This is a genomic window from Klebsiella electrica, from assembly GCF_006711645.1.
GTDB classification, from domain to species: Bacteria; Pseudomonadota; Gammaproteobacteria; order Enterobacterales; family Enterobacteriaceae; genus Klebsiella; species Klebsiella electrica.
Genome location: NZ_CP041248.1, coordinates 194,862 through 209,604, shown reverse-complemented (window position 1 = coordinate 209,604; position 14,743 = coordinate 194,862). Strand labels below are relative to the sequence as shown.

Here is a 14,743-nt window from a genome sequence, read left to right as displayed (position 1 = left end):
TTACATTGTGCGGCAACAATCTACCCACTGGAAAATCATGTAGGTGCTGTCCTGGCCTTTACCGGTTGGATAACGGAAAGGCCCACCTTGCCATTGGTATGGGGACTCACCGACCTCATGACTGTTTTTTGTCTCCGGGGTAGGGTAGAACATATTCAATTTGTACTGTTGCTTTGGCAACGTTGGGTAAATCTTGGAGCGACAAACAGTATCGTTTCCCATCGAACGGTAGGCCAGTCCACGACGATGTTCTGCGGCCAGCATACGGATCCCGACCAGGCTGGTTGTTCTGGGGGCATCCATACTCCGTACCGATCCAGTTAAAGGATACTGCCCACCCCAGGAACCGGCACACCACCAAAGTGAGTCTATTGGCTGTTTACCTGCAAATTGTGCCGCTGCTTCACCGGCGCAAGCCTGCATTGCTATCACGTTAGCCACAGCTGCTGATTCCGGGTTCTGGAAGAATGCCAGCATCGTATTATTCCAGGTCGGGTCAATCTCCGTGAAATTAATGATATCAAAATCGCTGTATGGGTCGGCATTACATTGACCGGGTAGATACATATCCAACATTCTTAATAACGGCATAGCATACATATGTGCGTTGTAGAAACTTATTGAGAAACGCTCCCGCTGTTCCTCGGCTGCTCCATCGGTCTGCGGGCCAAACTGCAAATCATTACCAAGGTCGAGTGTTACCCCTCCTAGGGATGACATGCACCCGGGTGTTCTCGTTAACTCGATGAGCTTTCTCGGTTCCCACATCGCGGTCAATACACCCGGGTGATAGACGTTCAATCCATCCTTACAGGCACATACTGTCCCTGATGCTGCATTGTCAGGTGCAGTACCTGTCATCGACAGATTAATACCGGCAAGCTTTATCGGGAAAATACAGTTCCAGCAAACATCCGTAATGAGTTTCGCTGATAAGACTTGGTTATCATGACAGACCTTGTTCTGTACGGGTGATGAAACGTCAGCCGCAAAAACCGGCATAGTAAAAGCCAGACATGCGAGCACCAGGGTCTTGGGTGATTTCAGAACTGAGAGAATTTTTTTCATTTCAGCTCCTCAAAATCTTTGCGTGAATATTCATCATTAATGAATCGCTTACTGTCGGCTGTCACAACGCTGGGCACGTTTATCAAACCATAATGTTCGGCCATGCCTGGCTGAATCATGTATAGCCTTGCGAAGTCACCGTATTCTTTCTTGGTGTCACGGAAGGTCTGCCAGCCATCACCATACACGTTTGTCGTGACCAGTATTGGCGTGAGGGAGGCTGGTGTATGTTCAAACTGATACCTGGCGAACTGGCGTTGCCATTCTTCACGTGCATCGAAAAAGATTAGCTTGATGGTAAATGGCATCACAGTTAGCGGGTTAAATCGCCCCCGTTTTGCAACGATATCGCCGTTAGGTGAAGTAATGTTTTGAGGGATAATGACCGTCGGATCGATGGTTCTGGTAGCTCGCTTTGTCGCTTCCGGGAATTCCTGGAAAACCTGGCGGGGCCAGTAGTTATCAATGGCCTTTTTCTTCATGCCATCAAAATCGAGTTTAGCGACACTCTCCTGTAGTTCATCAATAAGGTTCTTCTCTACGACCCCAACAGCGGGCCCGGCCACACCAAGGTCGCCGGTCTTGTCTTTCAGGTACGCGATGTCATAGATGCCTGTCACCCTGGCCACCAGCTCACCATCTTTTTCATGGATAATGGTCGGTACAGAACTAACGTTGTAGTTTTTGAATACAGTTGGATCGAGGTTTACGGCCAGAGAAGACTTGGAGTCGAAGGAAAGTTTCTGCCAGTGGGTAAGTTCATCAAGCAGGTTCTTTTTATCTTTTGCCCCCTGGACAACCAGAGCGATATCCGTGCGTCCATCGTATAACTTGAGAATGTCGGTGATTTCAGCATCGCTGAGAGACGCGGAGACGAGAATATAAATAAAATCACCGGCTGGCTTATTTTGTTTCTCGTTAGTCATATCAGACTTTGCTAACGCTCCTCTTACCGCATCATCGACTAGTTCATCTGTATTTTTATACTCGGGCATTTCACCCATCATTTTTCGATTATCTTTAACCGTGTCAGTAGCGCGGTCGGCAGTGGCATTTTGATTATCACGAGCCGCTTTTATGAGACTGTCAATATCTTTCATTTCAGTTGCAGATAATTGACGCTTAGCTTTTTGAATGTCAGTGACTGAGTAGTTATTAGCCGGTCTTGTCGGAATATTATCTAAGTTGGATACCGGTCTTGACGGCAGATCACTTAAATAGATACCAGTGTTTTCGGCCCAGACTGGAGTGAAAACAACAGCGGTTACAAATGCCAATATCGAAAGTCGAAAAGGTGTTTTTTTTACCATAATGGATACGCTCGGCCTATAATTTGTGACTCGTCTAATGATCCCCAGTACCTGGAATCAAAACTGTATCTGGTGCGCCCCATCATCCACAGGCGACCATTCGGTACGACACCACTACGCGTTAGCTCCTGTTCGGTATGGCCAGATTCTGCTGCTAATGCCAGTCCCTCACCGACCATAGAGCCGTTAATTGCAGTCTCTTCGGGATCAACGGAGACTGTGTCTCCCGCAATGCCATCAACAATTTTCAGCCCTTTGCCATATGGTTGCATTAGCTCAGAATGAAAGGCGTAAATTTTCCCTTTGACGATTGATTTGTCCATTTTATCGACGAGATATATTCGGTACGGAGGAAGACATTGGTTATTTTGTGGATCGATACCAATCTCATACCGGTTAAGCACGTATAGCGTCAGCGGTGCGGTTAAGAAAATAACAACGATGCTGAAAACAATATGTTGCCTCCAGCTTCGCTTTTTACGAAATATTAAGCTCCATACTGATTTGGGTGTATTCATTCGCCCACCGCTATTGCTGAGTGTTGATGGTCTGGGGGATCTTGAGCCCCGTAGGGTAGCTATAAAGGGCTGAGGCATTGAGCACAAGATACCCCGCCTCTGACAGTTTCTCAGCGCGGGCTAATACCAGCCTTGACTGGGCTTCACCTAACGGTTGACCTTTATCGTCCATAAAGTTGATGACTGCAACATAGTCATAGGGCGAGGCTGGTGGGAATAACCGCCCAAAAAGGGCGGCTCCGATGAAACCAAAAAGCAGCGCAATTGCAGCGGTTTTAATCATGCGGCTAACCCCCGCTCAACCAGAATTTCGTTGATAGCCTCTTCGGTATTGATCCCCCGGGACTTTCTGTCTTTGATCGCGGCAACGTCTTTCGGGTCAGTCGAATAGAGAAGTAAGCTGAATGGGTCAACCACAAGTCTGCAAATACCCTGGCCCGCTTTAGAAATGACAAAGATTTCTGAGTAGACACCTTTCGTGGAACGAACGGTTTTAAGGAACCGGTAACCAGCCTCGTCCAGCGCCAGACGTTTATTTGCTTCAGCTTCGTTCACTGCGGATTCACTTTGCCCCAGCAAGAGCATAAAGGCTGAGTTATCTGCGATCGATTTCCCGATACTATCTTTGTAAATATCGTTGATAGACTGGGTGATGGTAATTGCAGCTCCGTTATATTTACGGAACCGGCGATAACCTTTCTCGATGAACGCCCCGATATTTCCTGATAACAATGCCCAGGCCTCATCGATAATGACCAGCTTCATCTGGCTACGGTCGCCCATGAACATGTCCTGCTGGATTTGATAAATCAGCTGAAGGAGGACAACCTGTTTAAGGTGTTCTGAACTTTCCAGTCGGGAAAGTTCAAGTACAGTGAACGGATTTTTGAAGTCGATATTGTTCTTACCAACAAAGTACTTCCCGTACTGGCCCGCACTCGTGAACGGATAGAGCTGATGGCCAATACGTTTAATGTCTTTATCTTCATCTTTCAGCAGTGAATCAGCAACCATATCAACGGTGGTCAGCTTCTTGTGTACACGGACAAGATCAGCTACATGTTGTTTAAGTCGAGACTCTTCGAATGAATTCAGACCTTCTTTAGGAGCTGCCATCACCGATAACAATCCGATGATCAGATCTTCTTCACCGCCACTGGAGTCATCATCTTCAGACTCACCGAAATAGTCTTCGATCAGTTCGAAGAAGTTAAGACATGGCCTGGTTTTGGGATTGAAGTCGAGATAATCGCCCTGGTAGGTCTCACAGATATTTTTGTACGAGTCACCTACATCAATACACCAGACTTTAGCCCCGAGGCTTCTGTAGGCGGTGATAATGTAGTTTGTCAGGAATGACTTACCCGACCCCGACTCAGCTGCGATACAGGCGTTATAGTTAGTATCAGAATCAAACAAGTCCAGTGATTGGATCTGGCCAGAGCGCGATGTCAGCATTAAGGCGGGTTTGTCTGTACCTTGCCAATCTGCATAGAGAGGTGAAAGTACCATCGCTTCACTGAGTGCCATTGTTCGATATCGGCCAATGGACTTTTCTGCTGATGCTTCGTTAAACATTGGCAGAGCTGACAGGAAAATTGGCGCAACATAGTAGGTATCTGGGATCATCTTAAACTGATAGGTGTTCAGATAACTTGCAGCTTCCTGAGCAGCGCGTAACACGCCATCTTTTGAGTTAGAGAAGATTGATACCGTAAATTTGGCTTTGCAAATTGGGTCGTTGTTATCAACTTTTTCGCTAAGAAGATCGAAGCCCTCACGCAAGTTTATGAGTGATGGAACCCACTTAATTAATGGGCCACTGGTTTGCTGAACAACCCAGTTACGTTTCGAGGTGAATTTAGTTTTTTCACTTTGCTGATCAAAGAAAATCAGGCTCATTGAGATGATGCAGGATGATTTAATTCCAGTAACACCACTCATCATATCGCCGAGAAAGTATTGCGCTTGCCCGGGAAAGAATCTTTTCGGGAATTTTCGCGCACTCAATGTTTTCACAAACGTTGTCGGTGTAGGTGCTTCTCCACGAAGCTCGGAATCTGTCGGATCACCAAAACCGCAATAGTCTTTCTTAATGAAAAACATGCGATCGTGGTCGACTAACTGTTCTGAAATGTACTTGTCTTCTTGTGGCTGTACCGGCGTCCGGTCTCTCCAGGAGGCGCTTTCACCCTGGTTGCAAATGGAGCTCAGAACATCGATGTAACTTTCACGCGTCAATGCACCGGGACACAAACCAGTGATGCTCAGCGTCGTTTCGAACACATTCCGCAGCTCGTTAACGTGATTGAATTCTTCTTCACGCATTTCATAGTTATATTTGATCGGAATTTTTACTGTAATGAGAAGCACACAATTTCGGACGCGAGTCCCGGTTCGCTTCATCGGCGTTTCGGTGCTTTTCAAAAGGAATTTAGAGCGGTTATAAATTGCGTTACGCAGGATTGCGTCCCGGCAATCCATACGCAATACGTCCATCCGGTTAATTTTCTGTACGATGTTTGGGCTTGCAACCAGGTCAAACTGAACGATAGTTTTGGCGGGGAAGTTGGAAGACAGCAACGTTTGAAGGTTAGTCATCTCCTTGCCGGTTGTCCCGCTTAAGGGACGACAAACAAATCCGAAACCAACATATTTGTTGTCGCACATAAACAAATGATTGGATTCGTCATATGCACGTACAGGACACAAGTCAGAAAAACGCTTCAGGTTTTTGAGTCGCTGAAAAATTAAAGATTCACTCATAATGCCTCCAGGATTCCCAAGAAAGTGTTACTTGTTCTCGATAAAGTTTTTGAGGCCTTGTTTTGGTGAGCCGAGTACGTAGGAGCCGTCATCACGCACAATGAAAGGGATCATGCTGACACCTAGTATCTGAGCCGTAACTTCACGTCGAGCCAGAGCCTGCATATCGCAGTTCTTTACCTGGTCGAATTTCTGAGTGGAATTTCCGCTGATAATTGCGCGGTCTGCGCGGTAGCGGTCGGATGCACAATACAATTCAATATTTCGCTGCTGGCTTGCCGGGCCCAGAGCTCCGAGCGACAGAACGCTAACGGTGAATTCTTTCGGGTCGAGGTCAGCAAGTGCTGAAAGTGGGGCTGCACAGGCTTCACAACCAGGTGCGGTAAATATCATGACCTTTTTAGGCCCATCGCCCCATACGGCTGGGCGCAAGTCCGCGATATTTAGGTTCAGCTCTTTCATCGGAATGATGCTGGCGTTCTTGGTTATTTCGCTCATGGTGGTCAGAGGCTTTTTAGCCCATGTGTCATAGAGCGTTCCCTGTATAACGAAGCGGCCATTAGAAGACAGCAAATTAACTTTCCCATCAATCTCTAGTGCGATGATGCCGTTAGTAGGGACGACAAAACGTTTTACTTCCTGCGAATTCTGAGGAATGTTCTTGAACGCTTTTTCATTGAAAATCGTATCGATATTCCCGGTGTTTGTTTTTACTGTATCGGCGAATACAGAAGCTGATGCAGAAAGTGCCACCAAAAGTGCCGCAGTCGCGACATGTTTGATAAAGTTCATAGTAACCGCTCCAAATGAGAGAGGTTTCATTTTCACATATTGATTTATTTTGCCGCAGGGAAAAGGGCTGCAAACTGTCCCCAAAAAAAGGAAGTGATGAAATGTTAATATCGGTTTTAATTACTCAATTAGTCCAAATAAAAAGCCACAAAAAAGTGGCTTTTTATTTATGCTTTATTATTACTGGAAGCCAACCGCAAATCCTGCACCAGCTCCAACACCACCGGCTGTATCAGCCGACATGCTAAAGCGGACGTTTACTTTTTCATTGATAGCGTAATTCGCTCCTCCCGAAATTGCCCCCTGGTCTCGGTACGCGCCCATCGCCATGCCAAAACCCGACACGTTATTGAGGAAGGGAATTGAAGCGATAGCAATTGCGCTTGCTGAGCCTGCTTTTGCTCTTTTATCATTACGGTCAACCGTCTTTTTAAGGTCAGAGAACTTCTGGTTTGTGTAGCTATTAGCTGAAGCCAAGGTCTGTCGGTCACCATCAATCCGTGACTGGCGCTCAGTATCGACAAGGAAATCAGTCCTTGAGTTGATGACAGATTCACGGGCATCCGTATGACTGTTTGCACTTACAAGAGTTTGAGCATCGCCAGCAACTCGGGATGCGCTTTCAGTTGCAATTAGACTGTCGGTACGAGCGTTGATCGACACTTCACGCTCGTCGGTATAAGTATTAGTATCCGTGGCAGTCTGGCTATTGTCGTTACTGCTACCAGACCCTGTACCACTTCCTGTCCCGCTGCCGTCCGTACCGTTATTGTTATTTCCGCCTGTAGTAGGTGGCGTTGTGTTAGAGCCAGAGCCAATGGATGAAAGGTACGAACTGATGGCACTATCAGTGTACGCCTGAAGTGAACTAACGGAATTCATGAGCTGACCATAGTTCACCGCATCATACCGGCTGGAACCATCAGCAACATTAGTCAGTGTTCTTTGTACCGTAGCTGAACCAAACGATACGGTATCAGCACTATTGGAGAATGAACCGTTCCCAATGGAAATACCTCCATTTGAAGCAGAAGCATAATTACCAATAACAATTGCGTTATCATCGGATACAGTATTGTAGTTGCCAAGCACGATCGATTCGTCGGAATCAATGGTATTAATTGTGCCGATTGTGATGTTGCCAAATTTAAAAACAGCAGAGGGGTCATTAATCGGTGCAGCTGTAATATTGTTTAAGGAACCGATAGTCAAAGCGTAGGAACCACCACTCACCGTATTGAATGTACCCATTATAGAACCAGCGTAATTAGTAGCAGTGTTTCTGGAACCAAGAATTGCTCCCATACCTACCATATCCAGTTCGTTATAAGAGCCTATTACTTGCAATGCACTTCCTGAAACGTTATTGCTATAACCCATAACGGCAAGGTTTTGTCCTAGAACTTTATTGTCACTCCCAACCAGATTCAAATCAAAAAGACCAGTGCCAGTATTATTATTCCCGTAAACATTGAAACTATTGGCGTAGTCATTCCAGAATTGGCTTGGGTCGTAACTAAATGATAAGTCATTATTGCTTCCGGTAATAATATAGTTTGTTAACGAAGTAATTGTGTTGTTATTCCCTGAAACACTTGAGTTGCCGAGTGGTGATTTACAGTTTGATGGGGTTGCACAGGGTGTTAGCCCTGAAATGTTATTGCCATCACCATTTACAGTAACTTCGTCAATTTGGGTGCTATCGATTGAGTTATCTGCCACGGCTACAGCACAATGAAGTGCCAGAACAATAGCAATATATAATGACTTTTGTTTCATGTGCTTACCTTTTCAGTGATGGGTATTAAAAAGACGACCAAGGAATACAGCACATGAAAAAAGTAGTACCGGTATACCGGTACTACTGGACAATTATTTAATGTAACTCCCTTTCTGAGGAGGTTGTGATGTCTCACCCTGGGATTGTGCTGGAGCAGCGGCAACCGGTGCAGACATTGGTCTGATAACAGCAGTTGATGTGGCACTATTTCTTGCACCGACTTCCCAACGACGCGGCTCAATCTCGGTATAGACGTAGCCAGGGACGTTAAGGTCTCCATCTGCGGTCTCATAGGGGTCAACCAGCACCCGCATGACGATAGATTGCGTTCGGATGGGTTGAGGATCAGCAGCAGTAGCAGGCACAGGGACGTATCGACCACCATCGGCAGTATTCCGTCCACCGTTCCCGGCTGTAGTGCGCAGCCGCTTAACCTCCACAGGCTTTCCCGAAAGTTGGTTTTCAGATGCGGTGTCAATCTGCTCCTGGTAATCATCTCCATCGGTCAGGGCATACACATCTCGGACATTCATACATGTGACCGAATTGGGCATTCCCTTGCATCCATATTCATCGTTCTGGCCCAGTAGTGAGCAACCCGACATCGCAAAACCGGCACTAACTAAAAACAATGCCGATACAATTTTCTTCGTCATCATTTCTTGCCCCCAACGGTTTGAGTTTTTGAAGTAACACGTGTGAATTTCAGCATGACCCCTTTTTGCACAATAAAATCAACACTACGGCCTGGATCAATTTCAATTACAGGGAAAAGGTCACCGGCCATTTGCATATAGAAATCGGCAAGACGATTCAATGCGCCACCTACGCCAGAAACTGCTGCGCCCTGGAGTGCGTCAGAGCTCATAACCTGCTGGTAAGGAGTAGCGTCACTACTATCTCCATCGCGTTTAATACTGATTGTCGGAATACTCTGTACGTTAAAGAGCTGAGATGCAGCCTGTAGGAAGCCAGCGGTCAGGGCTCGTGCCAGGTATTGCCCTTGTTTGGTAACCAGTCGACCACGAACACCTGATTTACCATCTTCACCAACAGCGTAGGCTACGAGTGGGGCTTCAAAAACTGCACCGTCATCCCGAATGCACGTTATGACTTCCGATCTGAAATAAGCTCTTTCGGAGGACAAATCACCGAACCCAGCTGCAAGCATTCCGCATTCACGTATATCTGCACGGAAACGGTTTGGGAGAATTGCATCCTTTTTCACCCTGGCCAGCGCCGGATAAGGGTCTTTTCGTGCATCACGAGATGTTGGTGCATCCATCCCCGCAATCAAAACAGTACTTATGATCGACGTTGCAGGAAGGTAGGTCTGGTTCTCGGGGTTATCATCTTCGTCAGCAACGGGTGCGGCTTCAATATCTTCCTGTACAGTGATGATTTCAGGAGTTGCCTGGCTTGGTACTGCTTTGCCATCCTTCCCTTTCTGCTGACGCTGGTTTGCTGCGGGTTCCGGTACGACAGGGGGGGCCGCATCTTCGTATACGCGCTGTAATGTTTTCCCGTTATTGAAACTTCCTGAGTTTCTTGGCGCAACTGAAGGGGCAGATATCTCTTCAGGTTTATACAGAGTAGGGACGTTACGTTGGCCGTTTCCAGCCAGTGGTGTCGCTCCGCGAGACTGTTGTGAGTAAGGCACAGGGTTAGAGACGGTATCAACGCGTTTCTTAATAGCTGCAACCTCAGCGCCTGATTTTTTCTGGTTGTTCTCCAGATTGCTAAGACGCTGAGCTGTCTGATCAGCACCATATTTCTCGGTTAACGTTTTAATCAGTTGACCTTGCTCTTTAATGGTCTTGTCGAGTGCGCGAATTCGCGCCGCAATAGCATTCTGGCTAACTCCATTGGTATCACCATCGGTAAGGACGCTGGCAATCACTTTTTCTTGTGGCGCTCGATTTCGGGGGCCAGCTGAGTCGGGTATAACCAAGAGCAAAAAAAGAACGGCGAAAGTAAATACGCCAGCCCATAAAACCCATTTTTTATGCTTTGCTGAAATTGAGGCCCATTTCTCTTTTAAGGGGATAAGCATGATTTTACTCCGCGAGTTTAGGGCGCATGGAATCGTTAGCTTGTTCGTTTGGCTGGATGTTGCGGATAACGAAGTAAGCTTCAGTTCGCTGGCCAGGCTGGAGAGTGTTGCGACTCCATAGTGCTCTTGCTGCAAGCTGAGGATGGGTGCAGAGTGATTCATCAACCATTACTGTTGATGAACCAGTGTTTTGTGCAACGCCGATGATGACACTGAATTGACTACCCTGAAGATACTGGCCATTTGCAAAGGAGTAGCGAATCTGATCCTGGTCAGTACCCGTGCGGAAATTACAGTTCGGGATACCAACTCCTGAAGAGAGATTTCCCAGAGAGTATCCGGGTGGAATGTCCCCAAGCGCGATGGTTCGCATTATGTTGCGAATCGTCTCGATGTAATTATCTTTCTGTTCCCATCGCCTGGCTTTGACTTCGCTTCCACCATAGTTGTTATATGCCGCAGGCATAACACCAGAAGTACTCGTGTTGTTCAGCTTTCGTGAAAGCATGAGAGTGGCTTGCACCGGTGCAATTTTCTGAGGTACTAACGACACGGAGATCGCTACACTTTCGTCACCTTTCTCACTGATATAGAGACTTGCCGGGTTACTGTCTGAGGTGGAAACGTAGAGAGCGTTATCTTTTACATTTACAGTTACACCCTCCTGTTTAACTTTCTGCACTACAGGGTGTTCAAACGGTGTAACAAGCCGGTTGATCTGGTTAATCGAAATCGGTACGAGGGTGTTCACGCCAGGCGCAACGATATATTCCAGCCGAGAAGGAATGACTTCTTTTGTGAGTGGAACGGGACTGGCAATTGCAGCAGGTACTGGTTGAATATTACGGCCATCAATAGCTGGTTCACTCCCGCCATTGATAGAGTTACTTGCTGGTGGTGTATAGTTGTCAGGATATGGGCGTGTTTCTGTGCTGAGCATTGCCTGAGTTGAGGATGCTGGTCGAGAGGCGAGTTTTGCAGTGACTTTGGGTTGCGACTGCGCATCAGGCTGCTCAAATACCATGCCTTGATCAACAGACATTTCGCCCGCCGTTACGCTATGGGTCGCTAATGTGGACGACGCGGTAAGCAACAGGATAATTATGCGTTTACTATTCAACATTTAGCCCCCCGATAAGTGGCAACACTACGTTCATTTTTAAATTGGCTATTACCAATCAGAAAATTCATTTCGGCACATCCGTTTTGTTTACTGATTGCTGATTTATTAATCTCTCGCTTAAAGATTTATATCTCGGTTAAATCAACTAACGAAATTCTGTCAGGAAGTTCGAGCTGCCGAAGATTTCTGCCTTTGACCTTTGTGTTTATCTTCTTCACTTGGCAGCAACGGTTTGCCACTCTTTATCTCAATGAACGTAATAATGGGCCGGTAGCCTTTTACGTTAACAGTAATCTCGTAATAGACTGGCGTGGTCGATGGTTTGCCGGTGATACCTTCGAGAGTTTGGTTACCGGTGACATAAAAAGTACCAACTGCTAACGGGTCGGTGATAACCCCGACCGGATTAAAAGAAAGCGAGATTCGGTCGCGCTTAATTTGGTCAATCTGGTCGTCCATTGCTTTCATAACTTTTGTGTAAATTGAAGCGTCAAGAAACGGGCCGATAGAATTCTTGAGTAGATCTAAAGTGGCTGGGTTAGCATTTCCAAAACTGTCGGCTATATATAACGCCCATGCCTTCATATAAGAGCTGCTGGCGGCTTTTTCATCCAGCCAGGCTGTTTCTGTAAGGTTTGGCGGAATAATAGTGATGGGTTGTGTTTTGGCTAACAGAGCATAACCAAGTACAAGGTTTGCCAGAATCATTGAGGCAGAGATTAACTTGAAACTTTTGTTTTCTAACTGAAGTCCAACTAACCCTTTTTTGAAATTATGGATATTCATACAATAAACTCCCGGTCGAAGGATTCAGGTACAAAAGTGCCACCACCGAATGTGACTCCGAATTTCCAGTAACAGAGGTGCATAAAATATTTCTCAGAAGCTCGCGCCAGAAAACCGCCATAAACACGTGAAACTACAACACCCAGAATTATCATCGGTAATAATCGTCCAGTGATAATCCCAACCGCGAGAGCAACGAAAAATGGCATGGCTTCATCAATCGACCAAAAAAATAACTTTGGTGGTTCGTCAATCGAGTGAGAAATATAAACAGGTTCCATGATGACCTCTCATATGAATTTTTTCAGATTTATTGACGACAAAATGCGCCTATTTCTGACCAGAGCCTGCAAGCTGAGCCATCATTTGCATAAGGCCTGCTCCATCTACTGCGCCCTGAACAATGGCTGACTTATCACCGTAGACAACAATGTTTGTAGGGGTCTTTTGGATACCAAGCTGACCTGCTTCACGAACGTCGTCGGCTATCTTGCTGGACGGCCTGGCCGCATTGATACATTCAAGTAAGCGGTTCGGGTCTAAACCAGTTTCGCGGGCGATTTGGTCTAGCGGTGCGCTAAGACCGTGCCCGTCAGATTGGCTGTAGCGGAATAACGCTTTAGATAACTGGAAGAAAGATGGATTTCCTCCCTGCTCAACAGCACACTCCGCTGCTAAAGCTTCAGTACGGGAAGCCTGCCCGTGAACAGGAACATGTTTGAAAACCATCGCAATATTCCCTTGTGATGAATCCACGAGATCCATAACGATTGGGAAATGTTGTTTGCAGTACTGACATTCAAAATCGGAATACTCAATGATATAGAACTGAGCATCCGGGTTCCCATAAATACGTTCGTTGTCCGTAGAAGGCGCATAGGCGGTATCGGGTTTGTTTCCAGTCCGGTAACCGACATTGGATTGTTTCTGCGATTCAGGTTTTAGGCCCGCTGCATTAATGTATTTTGCAAATGCGTCCAGTAGTTCGCTTTTGTTGTTTACTACGGGCTTGTGAGTCTCAGCAACGATCGCTAGGTCATTAAGAAGTTGGGACTGTCTATCGATTTGGTAAGTAAAAAATGCAGCCGTGCTTACCATAACCATGAGCGGAATTCCAAATATAAGAGAGTTCAAAATGTTCTTTTTCATTTGTAGCCTCTTGATTGCTGCAATTGTTCCGGCGTATAGATTTCGTTTGGCTTTTGGACTTTGACCTGAGACGCCTCAGCAGCTTTTTGCTTTTTAAGATAGGGCAGTATGATTTCAGCCATGTCTTTGTTCAGGACATCCCGTGACTGAGGGTAAGTTGATGCCGTGATCTTCTGATTGAGGATACGGATTTTTTCTGGGACATCAGAAATTAGCAAATAGCTAATCATCCCTACGGTAAACGTCAGGCAGAGCAGGGCAGAAAGAATAAATGGTTTCGAATTAGTCATGCATCACCTCGCACAGCTAATTTAACAAACATGAAATATTGAGGAAAAAGAAAAGCACCGCAAATTGAGGTGCTTTTCTTAAGGTTAAATACGTTTTGGTAGGTTTGAAATAAGTAGAGATGAACCAATAGGAATCATTACTATCATTATGAGTGCCCCGATCATTGGAGGCACAGGTAACGGTATAAAAAGCGACAGGAGAACGCTATATACACCCCAGCCAATCAATACCATGCTACGACGGTTAAGAAACGGACTGGCATATCCAAAGTTATATCTTTTTGCCATCCACCGCATTACCCCTGCAAACAGAGACGGGATGATGACCACGGCCATGTACGGTAACCAATACATATCAAGTGTTAAACGATACATAATCATGTAGAGCCAATAATTCAGGTTCTCGGCAATGTTCTGGAAAAGCCCAACAAAGTATTTCAGTGGCCCGCCGTGGTTGGCCATGTCGCTGGGAGGAAGCTGGTAAAAATCCTTTAACGCCTTATCAATCCCCGTATTTACAAATGCTTCAGTATAATTGTCGCGAGCCTTTTGCAATACCATGACGAAATCTTTTTCGCCTATCATTTTATGACCCCATGCGATTTCTTTCAGAGCATTAGACTTAAAATACTCAACCGGAAAGAAGACAGAGATAAAAAGGAGAATCGTCGAACTCCAGATGATCAGTGTCTTTATCGTCTTAGGCCACTTTTCCTCATTCAACTTATCAGACATTCGATATCCCCAATCTTCGCCTTCCTCCCAGCCTGGATAATCAGTTCGTTGGTTAGCTTTCTCGGGAGATTTATCCGTGAAGTAATTTCACAGAAATTCAACGTGTGTTGAAGTTCCCGGCAAACGAACAAGCCAAGCTCAATGATATAGATCGCAAGCCGCTCCCAGTCATTCAGCTCCTGCTCGTTGTCCTGATGATAAGCTTTGATAGCGGAGCTCACTGCTGCACCAACGCGTTCATCAGGAGTAAGGGTTTTCAGTAGAGCTAACATTTGCCCAGTGATGCCATCAACACATGGCCAGATCATGGTCAAACCGTCATATGAGGCTTGATCATCTTTACGCTTTAATAGAGTTTTGGTTTTAATCATAT

At 46.0% G+C, this 14,743-nt stretch carries 16 protein-coding genes; all 16 read right to left on the bottom strand.

The window, feature by feature from the left end; translation table 11 throughout:
* Positions 1-1,068, bottom strand: a complete 1,068-nt coding sequence (locus Electrica_RS26400) for a TraU family protein (RefSeq protein ID WP_007372234.1) — start codon at positions 1,066-1,068, stop codon at positions 1-3.
* A complete protein-coding gene (locus Electrica_RS26395) occupies positions 1,065-2,378 on the bottom strand; it encodes a TrbC family F-type conjugative pilus assembly protein (RefSeq protein WP_016241583.1) in 1,314 nt (437 codons plus the stop codon). The genes Electrica_RS26400 and Electrica_RS26395 overlap by 4 nt, the downstream gene beginning before the upstream one ends.
* Positions 2,372-2,896 carry a signal peptidase I gene (gene lepB, locus Electrica_RS26390; protein WP_007372232.1) on the bottom strand — a complete coding sequence of 175 codons (525 nt, stop codon included), beginning with the start codon at positions 2,894-2,896 and terminating at the stop codon, positions 2,372-2,374. Before lepB ends, Electrica_RS26395 begins: the two co-directional genes overlap by 7 nt.
* Positions 2,897-2,906: 10 nt before the next feature.
* A complete protein-coding gene (locus Electrica_RS26385) occupies positions 2,907-3,179 on the bottom strand; it encodes a hypothetical protein (protein ID WP_007372231.1) in 273 nt (90 codons plus the stop codon).
* Positions 3,176-5,662 (bottom strand): type IV secretion system protein TraC, encoded by a 2,487-nt coding sequence (traC, locus tag Electrica_RS26380; protein WP_007372230.1) that lies wholly within the window; start codon positions 5,660-5,662, stop codon positions 3,176-3,178. The genes Electrica_RS26385 and traC overlap by 4 nt, the downstream gene beginning before the upstream one ends.
* A gap of 27 nt (positions 5,663-5,689) precedes the next feature.
* The gene (locus Electrica_RS26375) at positions 5,690-6,454 is read right to left on the bottom strand and encodes a DsbC family protein (protein WP_007372229.1); all 765 of its coding nucleotides are present in this window, start codon (positions 6,452-6,454) and stop codon (positions 5,690-5,692) included.
* Between the two features lie 180 nt (positions 6,455-6,634).
* The gene (locus Electrica_RS26370; RefSeq protein ID WP_007372228.1) at positions 6,635-8,233 is read right to left on the bottom strand and encodes a YadA-like family protein; all 1,599 of its coding nucleotides are present in this window, start codon (positions 8,231-8,233) and stop codon (positions 6,635-6,637) included.
* A 93-nt stretch (positions 8,234-8,326) separates the two neighbouring features.
* Positions 8,327-8,893, bottom strand: coding sequence for a type IV conjugative transfer system lipoprotein TraV (traV, locus tag Electrica_RS26365; protein ID WP_016241587.1), 567 nt, complete (start codon positions 8,891-8,893; stop codon positions 8,327-8,329).
* Complete coding sequence (locus Electrica_RS26360; protein WP_007372227.1) at positions 8,890-10,287, bottom strand: TraB/VirB10 family protein; 1,398 nt, start codon at positions 10,285-10,287, stop codon at positions 8,890-8,892. The genes traV and Electrica_RS26360 overlap by 4 nt, the downstream gene beginning before the upstream one ends.
* 4 nt (positions 10,288-10,291) lie before the next feature.
* On the bottom strand, positions 10,292-11,329 hold the full coding sequence (locus Electrica_RS26355) for a TraK domain-containing protein (RefSeq protein ID WP_007372226.1): 1,038 nt from the start codon (positions 11,327-11,329) through the stop codon (positions 10,292-10,294).
* Positions 11,330-11,569: 240 nt separating this feature from the next.
* Positions 11,570-12,196 (bottom strand): TraE/TraK family type IV conjugative transfer system protein, encoded by a 627-nt coding sequence (locus Electrica_RS26350; protein WP_007372225.1) that lies wholly within the window; start codon positions 12,194-12,196, stop codon positions 11,570-11,572.
* Complete coding sequence (traL, locus tag Electrica_RS26345; RefSeq protein ID WP_007372224.1) at positions 12,193-12,477, bottom strand: type IV conjugative transfer system protein TraL; 285 nt, start codon at positions 12,475-12,477, stop codon at positions 12,193-12,195. Before traL ends, Electrica_RS26350 begins: the two co-directional genes overlap by 4 nt.
* 49 nt (positions 12,478-12,526) lie before the next feature.
* A complete protein-coding gene (locus Electrica_RS26340; protein ID WP_007372223.1) occupies positions 12,527-13,345 on the bottom strand; it encodes a DsbA family protein in 819 nt (272 codons plus the stop codon).
* Positions 13,342-13,635, bottom strand: a complete 294-nt coding sequence (locus Electrica_RS26335; protein WP_007372222.1) for a hypothetical protein — start codon at positions 13,633-13,635, stop codon at positions 13,342-13,344. Before Electrica_RS26335 ends, Electrica_RS26340 begins: the two co-directional genes overlap by 4 nt.
* An 84-nt stretch (positions 13,636-13,719) precedes the next feature.
* A complete protein-coding gene (locus Electrica_RS26330) occupies positions 13,720-14,370 on the bottom strand; it encodes a DUF4400 domain-containing protein (protein ID WP_007372221.1) in 651 nt (216 codons plus the stop codon).
* Positions 14,355-14,741 carry a hypothetical protein gene (locus Electrica_RS26325; protein WP_009654243.1) on the bottom strand — a complete coding sequence of 129 codons (387 nt, stop codon included), beginning with the start codon at positions 14,739-14,741 and terminating at the stop codon, positions 14,355-14,357. The genes Electrica_RS26330 and Electrica_RS26325 overlap by 16 nt, the downstream gene beginning before the upstream one ends.
* Between the last annotated feature and the right edge of the window lie 2 nt (positions 14,742-14,743).